Origin of the sequence: Streptomyces sp. NPDC015125, assembly GCF_043080045.1 — a bacterium.
Taxonomy (GTDB): domain Bacteria; phylum Actinomycetota; class Actinomycetes; order Streptomycetales; family Streptomycetaceae; genus Streptomyces.
This window is the reverse complement of record NZ_JBIBVF010000008.1, coordinates 28798-45604: the sequence shown is the minus strand read 5'-3', so window position 1 is coordinate 45604 and position 16807 is coordinate 28798. Positions and strand designations below refer to the sequence as shown.

Here is a 16807-nt window from a genome sequence, read left to right as displayed (position 1 = left end):
CGCCCCTCGGCTCACCTCGCCCGTCCCCGGGGCCCGGGCCCCGGGCCCCGGCTCACCAGGCAGGCCGGATCGGGCCGTTGGGTGCGAGCCGGGCCAGGTCAGTGGCGAGTGCTCCAAACCGCTCCGCGCCCAGCGCCTCCCGCCACGGTGCGACGGCCGCTCGGGCCGCCTGGTCGGCGGCGTGCGTCGCCGCCCGGCCACGCGCCGTCAGCTCCAGGAGCCGGGCACGGGCGTCCTGCGGGTGTGGCCGACGCAGCACATATCCCTTGCGGACCAGTTCCTCGACCAGTTGGGCGGCGGCCTGCTTGGTGACTCCCAGATGCCCGGCCAGATCGGCGGTGGTGACCTCGCCCCGGGAGATCCGGGCAAAGGCGAATCCGTGCACGGGGCGCAGGTCCGCGAACCCCTGCGCGGCCACACGTGTGTGAATCTCCTGCACCAGCTGTCCGGACAGCGCGAGCACGAGCGTCGAGAAGGACAGGTCGTCATCCATGCCTTGACTATAACTGGACAAGACGCTTGTCTATATGGACAAGCAACTTGTCCATGTGGCAGGCGCGCAATGCGGCTGCCCGGGGAGGCTGACATGTCCTTCATCCGCAGTAACGAAGCCGCCGTTCACGAGGTCCACGGCGCACGCTTCCGCTCCTACGTCCGACCCGCCACCGGCAGCCGTGATCTCGCGGCCTGGACATGCGAGGTGCCGGCCGGAACGGTGCCCCCGGCTCATGTGATCAGCCAGGAGGAGGCCTTCTACGTCCTGTCCGGCCGGCTGCGCTTCTCCATCGACGGCGAGACCGCCGAACTCGGCCCCGGGGATGCGGCGGTGGCTCCCGCCGGCTCGGCACTGGCGGTGGCCAATCCGGCCGACGAGCCGGCGCGGATGTGGGTCACCACCCGTGCCGGCCTGACCGCCGAGCTGGCCGACGGCAGCAGCATGGCACCGCCCTGGGCGAACTAACGGCTGTCCCTCAGCTCTTCGGTCAAACGGTCCAGCAGCTCGTCGCCCCCGTCACGCACCCCGCGCCCGGCCATGCACGTCTGCCGCGGTCATGTACGCCCGGCCCCAGACGTGCGCGTCCGGCCCCAGACATATACCCGGGGCCGGACGTGCGACCGAGGCTGGACGTGCAGCCGGGGCCGGACGTGCAGCCGGGGCCCGTGAGCTGAGCCGTTCGGTGGGGCCCACGGGCCATCGGCTAAGGCCGGAGGTAGGGCCGGGTGATGATCTCCATGTTGTGGCCGTCCGGGTCGGTGAAGTACGCACCGCGGCCGCCGAACAGGCGGTTGATCCGGCCGGGTTCGGTGTGGCCGGGGTCGGCGAAGTAGGTGACCCCGACCGTTTCCAGACGGGCGATCATGTGGTCGAACTGCTCGTCGGGCACGAGAAATGCGTAGTGCTGGGACTGGATCGGCTCGTCACGCTTCTCGTAGTAGTCGAGCGTCACGCCGTTGCCGAGGTCCACGGGAAGAAACGGCCCGAAGGGAGCACCGACCTTCAACCCCAGTATCACGGCCAGGAATTCGGCCGAAAGCTGCCGGTCCCTGGCGTAGACGGCGGTGTGGTTCAACTGCACGGGGCTCACCGGCAGCTCGGATTCCTGCAGGCACTGCTGTTCGTTCGGCATAGCTGGTGGGTGTCTCCGGGTCTTGGGGTCGGGGTCCGCTGGGAAGGACGCCGCACAGGGGCGTCACGCGAAAGACTCGGAAAGGGGGGCGGGGCTCTGGCCCGCCTCGCGCTCACGCCGAGGCCGGGGACCCCACTCGTGCATGGCCCATGGCCGACCCGGCAGTCACCCGGCCGACCTTAGTGATCACGACGGGCCGAGGCAACGGTCGTGGTCGGACAGACACCGCCCAGGGACGGCCCGCATCCGCCCAGGGACGGCCCGCATCCACCCGGGGACGGCCCCCGCATCCACCCGGGGCGTTGGTGGCAGCGGTCGACGGCCTTGCCACGCCGTCCCGGATGCCGGGGGGCGGGGGCCGATACACGCGCCAGGCGTAGCGCACCAGGCGTAGCGCACCAGATGTAGCGCACCAGGTGTAGTGCCCCGTGGCGGGGGCGCGTCCGGTGGATCTTGGTTGATCCGTAGGAGTGCACTGACCAGGTCCTTGTCGTTTCGCTCCCTGGTGAGCCGGTGCGCAGGCATACGTTGGCGGGCCACAGCAGAGGGTGGCCACCGGACAGTCGCCGAGCCAGGGGTAACAATGCGTCAGACCAATCTCACCGGGGAGCCGGCCGCATACGTCAGCGCCCGTGAGGAGCTGCGGCAAGCCGAGATCGAGCTGATGCGTCATCGTGAACGCGTCGCCGACCTGCGTCGCCGACTGCCGCTGGGCCCTGTCGTCGATGACTATGTGTTCGAGGAGGGCCCTGCCGATCTGGCGGCCGCTGACACGCCGGCGTGGACCGTGCGCCTGAGTGAACTCTTCACCCGGCCCGGGCGTGACCTGGTCGTCTACCACCTCATGTACGGCAAGAAGCAGACCGAGCCGTGCCCCATGTGCACGATGTGGCTCGACGGGTTCAACGGAGTGGCCCGCCATGTCGCGCAGAACGTCGACCTCGCGATCGTCGGCGCGGCCGGCCTGCCCGCGCTCCGCGCGCACGCCCGAGACCGGAAGTGGACGAACCTGCGGCTGCTCAGCGCCGGGTCCAATACCTTCAAACACGACCTGGGCAGCGAGGACACCGAGGGCAACCAGGACTCGACAGTGTCAGTGTTCACCCGCGACGACACCGGGTCGGTACGCCACGTCTACTCGGTGCACCCCCGGATGTCCGATGACATCGACCAGCGGGGCATCGACCTGCTCAGCCCGGTATGGCACCTGCTCGACCTCACCCGCCAGGGCCGGGGCAACTGGTTCGCCGCACTCAACTACTAGATGATCGATTCCAAGGGCTTTAGTGGTCGTACGCGGTCAGTGCGCGCATGACTGGCTGGTCGGTGTGGTCGTTGTGCCAGATGGCGGCCGTGAGCGCGAGGATGCGCTGCAGGACACGGACCGCCACGCCTGCGGGTGTGCGACCGCGGTGGCGTTCGAGGTCGAGTTGGCCCTTGAAGGTCTCGTTGATCGATTCGATGACTTGCCGCAGTGGCTTGAACAGCTGTGATCCGGCCCGTTCGGTTTCGCCCTTGCGGGCCGGTCGCAGCAGCCGGATGTCCAGCTCGGCCAGCTGCTGCTCGAACTCGCGGCCGAAGTAGTTCTTGTCGCCGATCAGTGTCTGGCCGGGACGCTCGTCGATGAGCTGCGGCTCGACGGCGAGCAGGTCCAGCAGGGTCTCGCGTTCGTCGGCCTTGGCGCCGGTAAGGGCGAAGGCGACGGGCAGGCCGTGCAGGGTGCACACCAGGTGCAGCCGCAGTCCTCAGAGGAACCGGCTGTGGCTGGCGCAGTAGCCGTACTGGGCCCATCCGGCCAGGTCGGAGCGTTTGACGGTCTCGCGGGAGCGTCCGCACTCGACGGGCGTGGAGTCCACGACCCACACGTCGTCGGTCCACAACGTGGTATCGACCGCCAGTGTGCGGGTGACGCGCCGGATGAGCTCGGCGGCCTTGCGCAGCCGCTTGTTGTAGCCGGGCTGCTGGGGCAGGTAAGGGAACAGGTGCCTCAGGTGGGCGCGGGCGTGCCGCAGCCACCGGGCCTCGGAGGTGAAACCGAGCATGGCCTGCATCATCGCCAAAGTCACCAGCTCGGCGTCGGTGAGCCGCGGTGCAATGCCTGCCCACAGCCGGCCGCCACGGGGCAAACTGCGGCGCATCCTTCAACACGTCATCGGTCTTCACATAGAGTGCGGTCACGAGGGAGTCCAACTCTGTCTTCACACACTGACGTTGGACTCCCTCCTCCTATGCGCGCAGGCGAACCCTTGGAATCGATCATCTAGCCGCTCGTGGACGTAGCCGTCGACGGCGCGGATCGGGCCTGACCGGAGCCGGCGGCCCGGTGCGTTGGCCCGGGCCGCTCTACCGACGCCACGTCGGTAGCCCTGGCGCACCGCGTGGTTCACGCTCGCGGTCCCGGCCCGCGTGCGTGCCGAGCGCCGCTCATGCCTCGGCGGATGCGCCCGTCGCCGCCGCGATCAGGGCGGTCGCCGCCGCGCGGGAGGTCGCGGCCACCGTGGAGTCGTGGTCCATCAGGGCGGAGATGCCGGCGCCGTCGTAGAGGAGTTGGAGCTGGCGACCCAGGGCGTCGGGGTCGGCGGCGCCGGCCTCGGCGGCGAGGCGGGTGAAGAGTTCGCGCATCCAGCCGCGGAAGGCGTCTGCCGCTTCCTGGACCAGCCCGCCGGGGCTGGCCTCGGCGCCGGCGCGGATGAAGGCGCAGCCGCGGAAGTCGGGCCGGTCGAACTGCCGCCCCTGGGACTCGAAGACCGCCAGCATCTGCTCGCGGGGCGTGTCGCGCTCCGCGACGGCCCGGGCGATCCGGTCGGCGGTGGCCGCGTGCCGGGTGTCGAGGTACGCCCGGACGAGCTGCTCCTTGCCGCCGAAGGCGTTGTACAGCGACGCCTTGGCCACGCCCGCGTGCTCGATGACCCGGTCGATCCCGACGCGCTGCACGCCCTCGGCGTAGAACAGCTCGTTCGCGGCGGCGAGCAGGCGCTCACGCGCCGACGGCTTCGCGGTGCCCTGGACACTCGCCATGACGGTCACTCCTTCAGACAGGTCTGTCTACATTATGCGCCGGCCGCGCCCCTCCGGCCGAGTCCCGGCCGGAGGCCACCCCTCAGGCGTTGCCGCCGACCCGCTCGCCCGGCAGGACCGCCGCCCCGTCCCGACCGCCGCGCAGCAGCCCGAGCAGCGCGAACACCGCGAGGACGATCACGGCGACGCCGTACTCCTGCGCGGTGGCGGTCAGTCCGCCCGCGTGGACGACGAGGAACCCGGCGATCACGGCGGGCACCCCCATGCCCAGGTAGGAGACGACGAAGAGCAGCGACATCACCCCGGAACTCTCGTGCGGCCGGGCCAGCGGCATCACCGTACGGATGCCGCCCTGGAACCCGCTGCCGAAGCCGACGCCCGCGATGGCGGCGCCGACGAAGAAGCCGGTGGGGGAGGAATCGCGGATCGAGACGAGGGTGAGGGTCACCCCGGCGATCAGCGCGAGGATGCCGGTGAGCATCACCGTCCGGGTCGCCGCCTTCCGCAGGACCAGCACCGAGACGGCGGCCACCCCGGCGAGCACGAACAGGCTCAGCCCGCCGAGGACTTCGGACCTGGAACCGGTCAACTGCCGTGCGAGGGACGGACCGAGCGACCCGTACAGCCCGGCCAGCGCCCAGACGGCGAACAGCACCGGCGCGGCCACCAGCATCGGGTGGCGTACAGCGCGCGGCAGCTTGATCTCCGGCGCCAGGCTGGCCAGCGCCCCCGGCTTGCGGATCACCGTCTCCGCCATCAGCGCGACGGCGACGGTCTGGAGGACGAAGACCGCCAGCAGCCCGAGGTAGACCAGATGCGTGGGGGCGGGCAGGAACTGGACGACGAGGCCGGAGACCAGCGCGCCGGTCGCCGTGCCGATGCCCGGGACGACCGCGTTGGTGATCGTGCCGCGCGGCCGGTCGATGTCCATCATCCCCGCCCCGATCGCACCGAGCGCGGCGCCGGTCGACAGTCCCTGGACGATCCGGGCGACCATCAGCCCCGACACGCCGTCGGCGGTGGCGAACACGACCATCGAGGTGGCCTGCGCCGCCAGCGCAGCCAGCAGTATCGGCCGCCTGCCGACGTGGTCGGAGAGCTTGCCCATGGTGAGCAGCCCGAGCAGCACGGCCACCGCGTAGACGCCGAAGACCACGGTGGTGGTGATCGGGTCGAAGCCCCATTCGGCCTGGTAGACCGCGTAGAGCGGGGTCGGCGCGCTGGAGGCCGCCAGGAACGAGATGGTGATCGAGGCGAGTACGTACAGCGCCACGTTCGGCGGCAGCCGCCGGCCCCGCGCGGATACGGCAGCGGAGTCGGATCCGGAAGCGGATCCGGAAGCGGCGGGCGCCGCATCCGAGGTGCGCGCCGGTTTGGACGCCGGGACGACCGAGAGATTCGTCATGACCATTCCCGTCCGAAGCATGAGTAGACCTGTCTGTCTAATCGCGAATCAGATTAGACAGACAGGTCTACTCAGGTCAAGCGGGAGAGGCGAGCGTCGCTCGGGGCGCGCTCACGGGTTCACGCGCTCGCGTTGAAGGTTTCGTTGACCGACTCGATGATCTGCCGCAATGGCTTGAACAGTGGTGCTCCGGGCCGTCCCGGCTCGCCCTTGCGGACCGGCCGGAGCAGCCGGATGTCCTGCTCGGCCAAGGGTTGTCCCGTAACCCCTGGTCAGGGGTTAGATGATCTTGATGTGGCTGCTGTGATCACGGCGTCGGAGTCGTCCTGGATGGGCCCGTTCACCGGGCTGAGTCCGCGCTGCTTCGGCAAGTTGGTGACCGCGGTTCGGCGTGAGCATATGGCGGACGTGCACCGGGGGCGTCCGTGGAGCCTCCCGCTGGAGGACCGTCTCCTGCTGGTTGCGGCGTACTGGCGGACGGACTTGACGAAGCGCCAGCCGGCTCCGCAGTTCGGAATCTCAAAGTCGGCCGCGGACCGGATCATCGATCACCTGGGTCCGCTGCTCGCGCTCCAGCCGCGCAGGCGGTTCCGTAAGAACGCCGTGCTGATCGCGGACGGGACGCTGGTGCCCACTCGGGACCATACGGTGGCCGAACAGTCGAAAAACTACCGCTATTCCACGGCCCATCGGGTCGTCATCGACGCCGACACGCGCCTGATCGTCGTGGTCGGCCGACCCCTGCCGGGCAATCGCCACGACTCCCGTGGCTGGGAGGAGTCCGGCGCCAAAGCCGCCGTCGGAAACACCATGACCATCGCCGACGGCGGCTATCAGGGCACCGGATTGGTCATCCCGCACCGCCGGAGCACCGAGGGCGCACGCCCGGCGGTGCCGTCGCCCGCGTCATGCAGCGCATCCTCGCACTGACCGCCGCACTCTGGCACAACGACCACACAGGACAGCCCGTCCTGTCTCACTGACCGCCCATGACCAAACCGATGACCAACGTAAGGACCACTGACCCCTTGGAATCGATCATCTAGGCATTTCGCCACACTCGGCTGCCAGGTGTGTTGTCGCGGTACATCGGCGACGGGGCAACACACCAAGGCCCGCCCAGGACTCACCCAGGGCCCGCCCAGGGCTCACCCAGGACGTGTCTGATGGGTCGGGTGACTTCCGAGTGTCCTGACCGTTCCGATCGCTGCGGGGCGGGACACCTGTGCCCATGACCTCGATCTCGACCTCGACCTCGACCTCGACCTCGACCTGTCGGATGCTCCTGGCTCCGGCAAGCAGGTGCGGGTCTCCCCACTAGCGTCCGCGTCCCGGCCCTTCGGGCTCTCCTCGGCGTCCTTCCTCTCCTCCCTCTCCTCACACCCGTTAGTCGGACGTTAGCGGAGCGGCAGCCTTGCGACAGCGGCCCCGACCAGAGTGGGGAACGTACCGAGGAAACAACGACGCCGCCTGTCCGGGGGGACCCGAAATGAGCTCCAGCACCACCGTCCGCACCGCTCGCCGCCGCACCCTGCGCATTGCCGTCGCGGCCCTGACCGCAGCCGCCGGCCTCACCCTGACCGCCTGCTCCGGCTCGGACGCCGCCGGCGCGAAGCCCGCGGCCCACGCGGAGTCGGGCAAGGCCGCCGTCGAGTCCAGCGGCACGGGCTCCTCCGCCGGAGCGCAGGGTTCCGATGCCCAGGCGGGCTCCGGTGCCAAGGCCGACACCAAGACCGACACCAAGGCGGGCGCCGCGGGCCAGCAGTCGGGCAAGCAGTCTGGCAGCGCGAACGCCGCGGGCGGTGGCAAGGCGGCATCCCCGGTCCGCACCCAGCGCCTGGCGGACGGCATCAGCAAGGCCGAGATCTACAAGCTCGGCGACCAGCACTACCGTGCCAAGATCGTCGCCCGCGGTTCGGTCCTGGCCACGCTGGAGACGAAGGGGCGCGACGACGGGCTCGACGCCAACGACATGTTCGTCACGCTCACGCTGGACGGCCAGGTCCACTCCTGGATGGGCGGCGGACACCAGGGACCGGGCACCTTCAAGCTCGCGGGCGGCTGGACGGCCAAGGTCACGAAGGTCGGCGAGCTGCGGTACCGCGCACAGATCATCGGCCACGACGGCGTAGCCGCCACGCTGGAGACGAACCAGCACGACGTCGGGCTCGACGCCAACGGCATCTACCTCGTGCTCAGCAGCGGCGGCGTGATCAGCGCCCACGAGTAAATGACGGCCCTGCTCAATGCCGGCCCGGCTAAATGCCCGCCCGGCTGCGCGGTGGAGCCACCTTTGACGGGCGGCTCCACCGCGCAGTGACGGAAGCGTTCGCATGGCCCTGAAGCCCTCCCGGCACCTCGCGAAGGCGGCCCGGCAACGGCAACGCCCCCTTCCGGGAAGTCAGGAAGTCGGGAGGTCGGGAAGTCGGGAAGTCGGGAAGTCGAGTCCACGCGGCGCCCGCACGTGAGGCACGCGACCCATCGGACAGGGCCTAGCCGCCCACCCCGAGGAAGTGCAGCACCGCCAGCACCCGGCGGTGATCGGCGTCCGCCCTGGGCAGGTCCAGTTTGGCGAGGATGTTGTTGATGTGTTTGGCGACCGCGCTCTCGCTGACCACGAGCTGTGCGGCGATGCCCGCGTTGGAGCGGCCCTCGGCCATCAGGGCGAGCACATCCCGTTCGCGGGCCGTCAGCCGCTCCAGCGGATCGCTGGCCCGCCGCACCAGCAACTGGGCGACGACCTGCGGGTCCAGCGCGGTCCCGCCGTCCGCCACCCTCCGCAGCGCCTCGATGAATTCCTCGACATCCGCGACCCGTTGTTTGAGCAGATAGCCGACGCCGCTGGTGTTCGTCGCGAGCAGATCGGCCGCGTAGCGCTCCTCGACGTACTGGGAGAGCATCAACACGGCGGTCTCCGGCTGGTTCTGACGTATCGACAGCGCGGCACGCACGCCCTCGTCGGTGAAGCCGGGCGGCATCCGGACGTCCACCACCGCGAGGTCGGGCCGGTGTTCGTCGACCGCCGCCAGCAGCTCCTGCGCGTCCCCCGCCTCGGCCGCCACCTCAAACCCGGCCATCTCCACCACCTTGACCAGCCCGATCCGCAGCAGCACGGAGTCCTCGGCGATCACGGCACGCCTCACATCGGGCACGGCAGCTCCACGTTCATCATGGTCGGGCCCCCGACGGGGCTGCTCATCCGGAAGGTTCCGTCCACGGACCGCACACGCTGGGCGAGCCCCTTCAGACCGCTCCCCTTGGACGGATCGGCGCCACCCACGCCGTCGTCGGCGATCACCACCCGCAGTATCTCGCCGAGCCGGGTGACCGTCACGTCCGCCCGGGTCGCCTTCCGTGCGTGCTTGGCGATATTCGTCAGCGCCTCGGAGACGACGAAGTAGGCGACCGCCTCGACGGCCGGTGCCGCACGCTGCGGCAGGCCGGGCGGCAGATCCACCCGCAGCCGGACCGGCAGCGGGGCACGGGCCGCGAGTCCGGACAGCGCGGCGTCCAGCCCCAGCTCGTCCAGAACGGCCGGATGCAGCCCGCGCACCAGGTTGTTGAGCTCCTCGATGGCGTCCTTCGCTTCGCGGTGCGCGGCGTCGATGACCTCCCGCGCCTCCGGCGGCAGATCCGTGAGCGTGGCCTTGGCCAGCCCCAGGTTCAACGCCAGCGACACCAGCCGCTGCTGCGCGCCGTCGTGCAGATCCCGCTCGATACGCCGCCGTTCGGCATCCGCGGCGTCCACCGCACCGGCCCGGCTCTCGGTGAGGTCCTCGACCCGGCGCGCCAGCTGATCGGACCGGCTCACGCCCAGCAGCCCCTGCCCGGCCAGGATCTCCAGCCGGACGAGTCCCGCGGCCAGAGGGGGCACCGTGGCAAGCGCCAGCAATCCCGCTACCGTGAGGTATGTGGCGTTGGTGGTGTAGCCCCCGTACTCGCGCCGCCACTCTGCCGGCACCAGCCAGACCCACACCAGGACCAACGACGCCACCACTGCCGCCAACAGCAGTGCCAGCAGCAGGAATTCCAGTACCCCGAGCAGCGGACCGATCAGCAAGGTGTAGCCGAACTGCCGCCTGAGCTCCCTGAACCGCAGCCGCGGCAGCTCCACGCCGCACAGCGCCCGGAAGCGCCAGCGCTGCGGCTCGGTCAGTCCCCAACCCGCGACGATCAGCAGGGGAAGCGAGAACGCCAGCACCACCGTCGTCTCGGGGTCCGGGTCGAACGCGGTGCCGAGCAGCAGTATCACCACCCAGAAGTGCAGCAGCGCCGGGATGAGGTGCAGCGTCACCCCGACGCCTATGAAGGCGATGTCACGCCGCATACGGACGAGAGCCCGGCGCAGCCGGGTCGGGACGGTCATGATCCAACCGTAGGGGGCGGGTCCACCCGGCGGCCATGACAGCAGTGTCCGCAGCGGGGGTGTAGCTGGTGCCACCCCAAGTCGGACAGCGACGTTACTGACGGTGGCCTGCGAAAACCGGAGTGTTGAGGACGAGCCCGACGGCCGGGTTCGCGACGTCCGAAAGCGACCCTTCCCATGACTCCGACCGCCTTCAACACCCCGTTCAAGGGCGGCAGTTGCCCGGTCACCGGCAGCACCCGCGGTCCCGTACGGCTCACCGCGGCGCGCCGCCTGCAAGGCAGGATCCTGACCGGCGCCGGGCTCGCCCTCCTCCCCTGGCTCGGCTACCTCGCCGGCACCCTGCCGCCCGCCGAGGCCGCCGCCTGGGTCGCCCTCGACGCCCTGGAGGCCGCCGCCCTCCTCACCGCCGGCACCCGTCTGCTGCGCACCGACTCCCGCCACCGAGCCCCCGCGGCCGCCGCGGCCCTCCTGCTCCTCGCCGACGCCTGCCTGGACCTGGCCACCGCCGCCCCCGGCACGGAGCTGGCCACCGCCCTCGCCATGGCCGTCGGAGCGGAACTCCCCCTGGCGGGCCTGTGCGCCTGGCTCGCATCGCGGCGGACGTGAGAGGCCGGGGGTGGCTGGGGAATCGACCCAAGGGGTGGGCCCGGAGGATCGGCCCAAGAGGCGGGCCCGGAGGATCGGCTCAAGAGGCGGGCCCTGGGAATCGGCTCAAGAGGCGGGCCCTGGGAATCGGCCCAGGGCGCGGACCTAGGGGGCGGGCGAACACATCCCGTAGGGGGTGCGAGGGCCCCCTACGGGCCACAACGCGGCGGCGCGGGGAGTCATTCCCGCTGAACGGCCCGCCGCCCCGCCCCTGCCACACCCGCCGGCCCCTGCGCCCCCAACGCCGGCAACGCCCCCAACACCCCACACACAAAAGCGCCGGCCGGCCACGGAAAAATCCGAGCCCGGCCGGCGCTTGAAGCACGCCCGAGATCACGCCTGAAGTGACGCCTCAGGTCACACCTGACGTCACAACGTCACAGGCGGCCGCCGCCCCATCACGCCTGACATCACAGGTGGGCGCCGCCCCGCGAAGGGACCGGCGCCGCCCCGTGAAGGACTAGCAGCCGAGCAGCCGCGCGCCCAGGTAGCCCTGGATCTGGTCCAGGCTGACCCGCTCCTGCTTCATGGTGTCGCGCTCGCGCACGGTCACCGCGTTGTCGTCGAGGGTGTCGAAGTCGACCGTGACGCAGAACGGCGTGCCGATCTCGTCCTGGCGGCGGTAGCGGCGGCCGATCGCGCCCGCGTCGTCGAACTCGATGTTCCAGTTCTTGCGCAGGTCCGTGGCCAGCCCCTTCGCCTTCGGCGACAGCTGCGGGTTACGGGACAGCGGCAGCACCGCGACCTTGACCGGCGCCAGGCGCGGGTCGAGCTGCATGACGGTGCGCTTCTCCATCTTGCCCTTGGCGTTGGGCGCCTCGTCCTCGATGTACGCGTCGAGCATGAAGGCGAGCATCGCGCGGTTCACACCGGCGGCCGGCTCGATGACGTACGGAGTCCAGCGCTCGCCGGCCTCCTGGTCGAAGTAGGAGAGGTCCTGGCCGGACGCCTTGGCGTGCGCGGACAGGTCGTAGTCGGTGCGGTTGGCCACGCCCTCCAGCTCGGAGAACTCGGTGCCGCCGAAGTTGAAGCGGTACTCGATGTCGGCGGTGCGCTTGGAGTAGTGCGAGAGCTTCTCGGCCGGGTGCTCGAACCAGCGGATGTTCTCCTCGCGGATGCCGAGGTCGCGGTACCAGTTCCACCGCTCGGCCATCCAGTACTCCTGCCACTCCTCGTCCTCGCCCGGCTTGACGAAGAACTCCATCTCCATCTGCTCGAACTCACGGGTCCGGAAGATGAAGTTGCCGGGCGTGATCTCGTTGCGGAAGGACTTGCCCATCTGCGCGATGCCGAACGGCGGCTTCTTGCGCGACGTCTGCTGCACCTGGGCGAAGTTGGTGAAGATGCCCTGCGCGGTCTCGGGGCGCAGGTAGGCGACCGAGGCGGTGTCCTGCGACGGGCCGAGGTGGGTGGAGAGCAGGCCGGAGAACTGCTTGGGCTCGGTGAAGCTGCCCTTGTTGCCGCAGTGCGGGCAGTTCAGGTCGGCGAGGCCGTTCGCCGGGAGCTTGCCGTGCTTGGCCTCGTACGCCTCTTCCAGGTGGTCGGCGCGGAAGCGCTTGTGGCAGGAGGTGCACTCGGTGAGCGGGTCGGTGAAGGTGGCGACGTGGCCGGACGCCTGCCACACCTCGGGGGCCAGGATCACCGACGAGTCGAGACCGACCACGTCTTCGCGGGAGGTGACCATGGCGCGCCACCACTGACGCTTGATGTTCTCCTTGAGCTCGACGCCCAGCGGACCGTAGTCCCAGGCAGCGCGGGAGCCGCCGTAGATCTCACTACAGGGATAGACGAAGCCACGGCGCTTGCTCAGGCTGACGATGGTATCGATCTTGTCGGCGGCCACGGTGCTCTCTTCATTACGACGACGAACGATGGATGGGCGGCGCCCGAGCGTCTCGATGGGGGGTGGTGGTCGAAAGACGGGTGGGCGAATAGTTCAGGGTACCGGCGGCCGTACCCTCTGGATCAAATCGGTTCCGGCCCCGCTGTCGCCCCGCTCACACCCACCCACCTGTTGTTGACAATCGTTTCCAACTTTGTTGAAAATGAGTGTCATGAACATACGCCGTCACATATCCACCGCGGCCCTCGCCGGAGTCTCGGTGCTCGGCCTGCTGGCCCTCTCCGCCTGCTCCCCCGCCGGCGGGGCCCGCACCGAGGACGGCAGGCTGCGGGTGACAGCGTCCTTCTACCCCATGGAATTCCTCGCCCGGCAGATCGGCGGGAAGCACGTCGAGGTGACCGACCTCACCAAGCCGGGCGTCGAGCCGCACGACCTGGAGCTCACCCCGCGGCAGACCGGCGAGCTCGGCGAGTCCGGCGCGATCGTCTACCTCAAGGGGCTGCAGCCCGCCGTGGACGACGCCGTGGCGCAGTCCGGCAACAAGCACGTCGCCGACGCCGCCTCCTTCACCGCCCTCGAAAAGCACGGCACCGAGGTCGACGGCCACCACCACACCACCGGCGACAACCACTCGCACTCCGAGGCCGAGGGCGGCAACGATCCGCACATCTGGCTCGACCCCGTGAAGTACGCCGAGGCGGCCAAGGGCGTGAACAAGACCCTCGCCAAGGCCGACCCGGACCACAAGGCCGACTACCAGAAGAACACCGATGCGCTGGTGAACAAGCTGGACGGGCTGGACAAGGACTTCCGGGACGGGCTGAAGAAGCGGTCCTCGGACACCTTCCTCACCACCCACGCGGCCTTCGGCTACCTCGCCGAGCGCTACGGCCTGACCGAGGAGGCCATCAGCGGCCTCGACCCCGAGTCCGAGCCCAGCGCCCACCGCATCAGGGACCTGCACACCCTCGCCACCGAGCACCACGTCTCGACCGTCTTCTTCGAGACGATCGCCAACCCGGCCACCGCCAAGGCCCTGGCCGGTGACCTGCACCTGAAGACCGATGTCCTGGACCCGCTCGAAGGGATCAACGGCAAGTCCCGCGGCAGGGACTACTTCGGGGTGCAGCGCGCCAACCTCGCCGCCCTCCAGAAGGCGCTCGGCAGCAAGTGACGGCCGGCGGACAAGTGACCGGACAAGCGACGGACACCAACAAGTGACGGACACCGCACAGCACGTGACGGAGGTCACCATGAACCATTCGCCCGCCCAGCCGGTCATCGACCTGCGCGGGGCCACCGCCTCGCTGGGCGCCCGCCCCGTACTGCGCGGCGTCGACCTGGCGGTGCACACCGGCGAGGTCGTCGCGCTGCTCGGCGCCAACGGCTCCGGCAAGTCCACCGCCGTCCGCTCGGTGATCGGCCAGGTCCCGCTCACCGGCGGCGAGCTGGCCCTCTTCGGCACTCCGTTCCGGCGGTTCAGGGACTGGGCGCGGGTCGGGTACGTACCGCAGCGCACCACCGCGGCCGGCGGCGTCCCCGCCACCGTCCGCGAGGTCGTCACGGCCGGCCGGCTCGCCCGTACGAAGCTGGGCATCCTGCGCAAGGCCGACCGGGCCGCGGTGCACCATGCCCTGGAGCTGGTCGGCATGGCGGACCGGGCCAAGGACTCCGTCAACGCGCTCTCCGGCGGACAGCACCAGCGGGTACTGATCGCCCGCGCGCTGGCCGGCGAACCGGACCTGCTGATCATGGACGAGCCGATGGCCGGCGTCGACCTGGCCAGCCAGGAAGTCCTTGCCTCCGCACTGCGCAAGCAGGTCGGCCGCGGCACCACCGTCCTGCTCGTGCTGCACGAGCTGGGCCCGCTGGAGCCGCTGATCGACCGCGCGGTGGTGCTGCGCGACGGGTGCGTGGTCCACGACGGCCCGCCGCCCGAGGCCGTGGGCCAGCATGCGCTGCCCGGCCACGACCACGTCCACCCGCACGCCGATGCGGCCGCGGAACCGATCCGGACGGGGCTGCTGAGCTGATGCCGCGACCTTCGGGGGACGCCCCCCGCACCCCGGCCCGCCACCGCCCGAGCACCGGCTCCCTTCTGCGAGGACGACCGACATGGAAATCCTGAACTACGCCTTTATGCAGCGGGCCCTGATCGCCGCCCTGATCGTCGGCGTCACCGCCCCCGCCATCGGCATCTACCTCGTCCAGCGCCGCCAGGCCCTGATGGGCGACGGCATCGGCCATGTCGCACTCACCGGCGTCGGCCTCGGCTTCCTGCTCAACACCAGCCCGGTGTGGATGGCCACCGCCGTGGCCATCGCCGGCTCCGTCGTCATGGAGCTGATCCGCTGGTACGGCAAGACCCGCGGCGACCTCGCGCTGGCCATGCTGTTCTACGGCGGTATGGCGGGCGGCGTGATGCTGATGAACCTCTCCGACGCCGGCTCCAACGCCAACCTCGGCACTTACCTCTTCGGCTCGATCACCACCGTCTCGCCCCAGGACATGACGACGATCTACGTCCTGGCCGCCCTGGTACTGGCGATCACGATCGGGCTGCGCCGTCAGCTGTTCGCCGTCTGCCAGGACGAGGAATTCGCCCGGGTGACGGGCCTGCCGGTGCGGCTGCTCAATCTGCTGGTCGCCGTCACCGCCGCGGTCACCGTCACCGTGGCCATGCGGGTCGTCGGGCTGCTGCTGGTCAGCGCCCTGATGGTGATCCCGGTCGCGGCCGCCCAGCAGATCAGCCGCAGCTTCGCGGTCACCTTCGCGGTGGCCGTCGCGATCGGTGTCGCGGTCACTCTTACGGGCACCGCCACCTCGTACTACGTGGACGTGCCGTCCGGCGCAACGATCGTGCTGTTCGCCATCGGGCTGTTCGTGCTCTTCACGGCGCTCGCCGCGCCGCTCGCGAAAAAGCGCGCCAGGGCTGCCGCGGAGGGCTCCGAGGGGTGCACTCTGGAGGTACCCGGCGGCCGGACCGCCGTGGACGATGTGAGCGTGGCCGGATGAGCGCGGGCGGAGAGGTGCCGGCAGGTAGCGTGGGGCAAAGAGACGTACGCGTAAGCATCCCCCCGGTGGTCCGGTCATCACCTGGCACAATGGCGGGACGCACGTGCAGGGGGAAGTCCTGACGTCCTGACGTCCTAGGGAGGCAACGGTGGCGACGAGCGCGGGATCTCCGGTACGCGGCCGGTCGACGCGGCAGCGGACCGCGGTGTCGGCCGCACTCGACGAGGTCGACGAGTTCCGCAGTGCGCAGGAGCTGCACGACATGCTCAAGCACAAGGGCGACTCGGTCGGGCTGACCACCGTCTACCGGACGCTGCAGTCCCTCGCCGATGCCGGTGAGGTCGACGTACTGCGCACCAGCGAGGGCGAGGCCGTCTACCGCCGGTGCAGCACCGACGATCACCATCACCATCTGGTGTGCCGAGCCTGCGGCAAGGCCGTCGAGGTCGAGGGCCCCGCGGTGGAGAAGTGGGCCGACCAGATCGCCGCGGAGCACGGCTTCCGGGACGTCGCGCACACCATCGAGATCTTCGGGACCTGCGGGGAGTGCGCGGCACGGTCCGCCGCGGAGCAGAAGTAGTAGAGCAGAGCAGAGCAGCGGAGCCGGAGCAGCAGAGCAACGGCAACGGCAGCAGCGAGCACGCGAACGGGCCGCCTTCACACGGCGGCCCTTCCGTCTGTCCGGACCTCTGGCCGTCAACTCCCCCGAACCGGACCGCTCCAGGAGAAAACTGTCAGGTACACGCCGGTGCTAGCCTTACGCGGCATCAGCGTGGAGCTACACGCATACACGGGGGTAGGACATGGGCGTTCTCGGGGAACTCCGGGACGACGGCACCAAGCTGGTCGGCGACGCGCCGTCGGCCGCGTCGCACACGGCCGCA

General features: G+C 70.1%; 15 protein-coding genes and 3 pseudogenes. 9 read left to right on the top strand and 9 right to left on the bottom strand.

The window, feature by feature from the left end; translation table 11 throughout:
- Window positions 1-52 precede the first annotated feature (52 nt).
- Window positions 53-493, bottom strand: a complete 441-nt coding sequence (locus tag ACF088_RS19230) for a MarR family winged helix-turn-helix transcriptional regulator (RefSeq protein WP_392376964.1) — start codon at window positions 491-493, stop codon at window positions 53-55.
- Between the two features lie 93 nt (window positions 494-586).
- Here ACF088_RS19230 and ACF088_RS19225 point away from each other — a divergent pair, with 93 nt between their 5' ends.
- The gene (locus tag ACF088_RS19225; protein WP_392376963.1) at window positions 587-961 is read left to right on the top strand and encodes a cupin domain-containing protein; all 375 of its coding nucleotides are present in this window, start codon (window positions 587-589) and stop codon (window positions 959-961) included.
- 238 nt (window positions 962-1199) lie between these two features.
- Here the strand turns inward: ACF088_RS19225 and ACF088_RS19220 are convergent, their stop codons facing one another.
- The gene (locus ACF088_RS19220; protein WP_392376962.1) at window positions 1200-1628 is read right to left on the bottom strand and encodes a VOC family protein; all 429 of its coding nucleotides are present in this window, start codon (window positions 1626-1628) and stop codon (window positions 1200-1202) included.
- A 583-nt stretch (window positions 1629-2211) separates the two neighbouring features.
- Here ACF088_RS19220 and ACF088_RS19215 point away from each other — a divergent pair.
- Window positions 2212-2892: a DUF899 family protein gene (locus ACF088_RS19215; protein ID WP_392376961.1), complete on the top strand. Its 681-nt coding sequence runs from the start codon at window positions 2212-2214 to the stop codon at window positions 2890-2892.
- A 19-nt stretch (window positions 2893-2911) separates the two neighbouring features.
- On the opposite strand, the pseudogene ACF088_RS19210 reads toward ACF088_RS19215, so the two are convergent.
- From ACF088_RS19210 to ACF088_RS19195, 4 genes and pseudogenes are all read right to left on the bottom strand, one after another.
- A pseudogene (locus tag ACF088_RS19210) lies at window positions 2912-3830 on the bottom strand (IS982 family transposase).
- A 222-nt stretch (window positions 3831-4052) separates the two neighbouring features.
- A complete protein-coding gene (locus tag ACF088_RS19205) occupies window positions 4053-4646 on the bottom strand; it encodes a TetR/AcrR family transcriptional regulator (protein ID WP_392376960.1) in 594 nt (197 codons plus the stop codon).
- An 82-nt stretch (window positions 4647-4728) separates the two neighbouring features.
- Window positions 4729-6051, bottom strand: a complete 1323-nt coding sequence (locus tag ACF088_RS19200) for an MFS transporter (RefSeq protein WP_392376959.1) — start codon at window positions 6049-6051, stop codon at window positions 4729-4731.
- Window positions 6052-6185: 134 nt separating this feature from the next.
- Window positions 6186-6302 (bottom strand): annotated as a pseudogene (locus ACF088_RS19195) (IS982 family transposase); the annotation flags it as partial.
- Window positions 6303-6345: 43 nt separating this feature from the next.
- Between ACF088_RS19195 and ACF088_RS19190 the strand changes: the two are divergent.
- Together ACF088_RS19190 and ACF088_RS19185 are read left to right on the top strand one after the other, a co-directional pair.
- A pseudogene (locus tag ACF088_RS19190) lies at window positions 6346-6918 on the top strand (transposase family protein); the annotation flags it as partial.
- A 622-nt stretch (window positions 6919-7540) separates the two neighbouring features.
- On the top strand, window positions 7541-8281 hold the full coding sequence (locus ACF088_RS19185) for a hypothetical protein (RefSeq protein ID WP_392376958.1): 741 nt from the start codon (window positions 7541-7543) through the stop codon (window positions 8279-8281).
- 262 nt (window positions 8282-8543) lie between these two features.
- Here the strand turns inward: ACF088_RS19185 and ACF088_RS19180 are convergent, their stop codons facing one another.
- Together ACF088_RS19180 and ACF088_RS19175 are read right to left on the bottom strand one after the other, a co-directional pair.
- Window positions 8544-9182 carry a response regulator gene (locus ACF088_RS19180; RefSeq protein WP_392377167.1) on the bottom strand — a complete coding sequence of 213 codons (639 nt, stop codon included), beginning with the start codon at window positions 9180-9182 and terminating at the stop codon, window positions 8544-8546.
- Window positions 9183-9190: 8 nt separating this feature from the next.
- Window positions 9191-10417: a sensor histidine kinase gene (locus ACF088_RS19175; protein ID WP_392376957.1), complete on the bottom strand. Its 1227-nt coding sequence runs from the start codon at window positions 10415-10417 to the stop codon at window positions 9191-9193.
- Between the two features lie 177 nt (window positions 10418-10594).
- Between ACF088_RS19175 and ACF088_RS19170 the strand changes: the two genes are divergently transcribed.
- The gene (locus ACF088_RS19170; protein ID WP_392376956.1) at window positions 10595-11026 is read left to right on the top strand and encodes a hypothetical protein; all 432 of its coding nucleotides are present in this window, start codon (window positions 10595-10597) and stop codon (window positions 11024-11026) included.
- A gap of 499 nt (window positions 11027-11525) precedes the next feature.
- Here ACF088_RS19170 and ACF088_RS19165 read toward each other — a convergent pair whose 3' ends face one another.
- Window positions 11526-12908, bottom strand: a complete 1383-nt coding sequence (locus ACF088_RS19165; RefSeq protein WP_392376955.1) for a glycine--tRNA ligase — start codon at window positions 12906-12908, stop codon at window positions 11526-11528.
- Between the two features lie 211 nt (window positions 12909-13119).
- Here ACF088_RS19165 and ACF088_RS19160 point away from each other — a divergent pair, with 211 nt between their 5' ends.
- The 4 genes from ACF088_RS19160 to ACF088_RS19145 all read left to right on the top strand — a co-directional run bounded on the left by ACF088_RS19160 (window position 13120) and on the right by ACF088_RS19145 (window position 16503).
- Entirely contained in the window at window positions 13120-14082 is a 963-nt protein-coding gene (locus ACF088_RS19160; RefSeq protein WP_392376954.1) for a metal ABC transporter substrate-binding protein, read from the top strand.
- Window positions 14083-14161: 79 nt separating this feature from the next.
- Entirely contained in the window at window positions 14162-14941 is a 780-nt protein-coding gene (locus tag ACF088_RS19155; RefSeq protein WP_392376953.1) for a metal ABC transporter ATP-binding protein, read from the top strand.
- Window positions 14942-15023: 82 nt separating this feature from the next.
- Window positions 15024-15923 carry a metal ABC transporter permease gene (locus tag ACF088_RS19150; protein WP_392376952.1) on the top strand — a complete coding sequence of 300 codons (900 nt, stop codon included), beginning with the start codon at window positions 15024-15026 and terminating at the stop codon, window positions 15921-15923.
- A gap of 148 nt (window positions 15924-16071) precedes the next feature.
- Entirely contained in the window at window positions 16072-16503 is a 432-nt protein-coding gene (locus ACF088_RS19145) for a transcriptional repressor (RefSeq protein WP_328386914.1), read from the top strand.
- Window positions 16504-16807 lie beyond the last annotated feature (304 nt).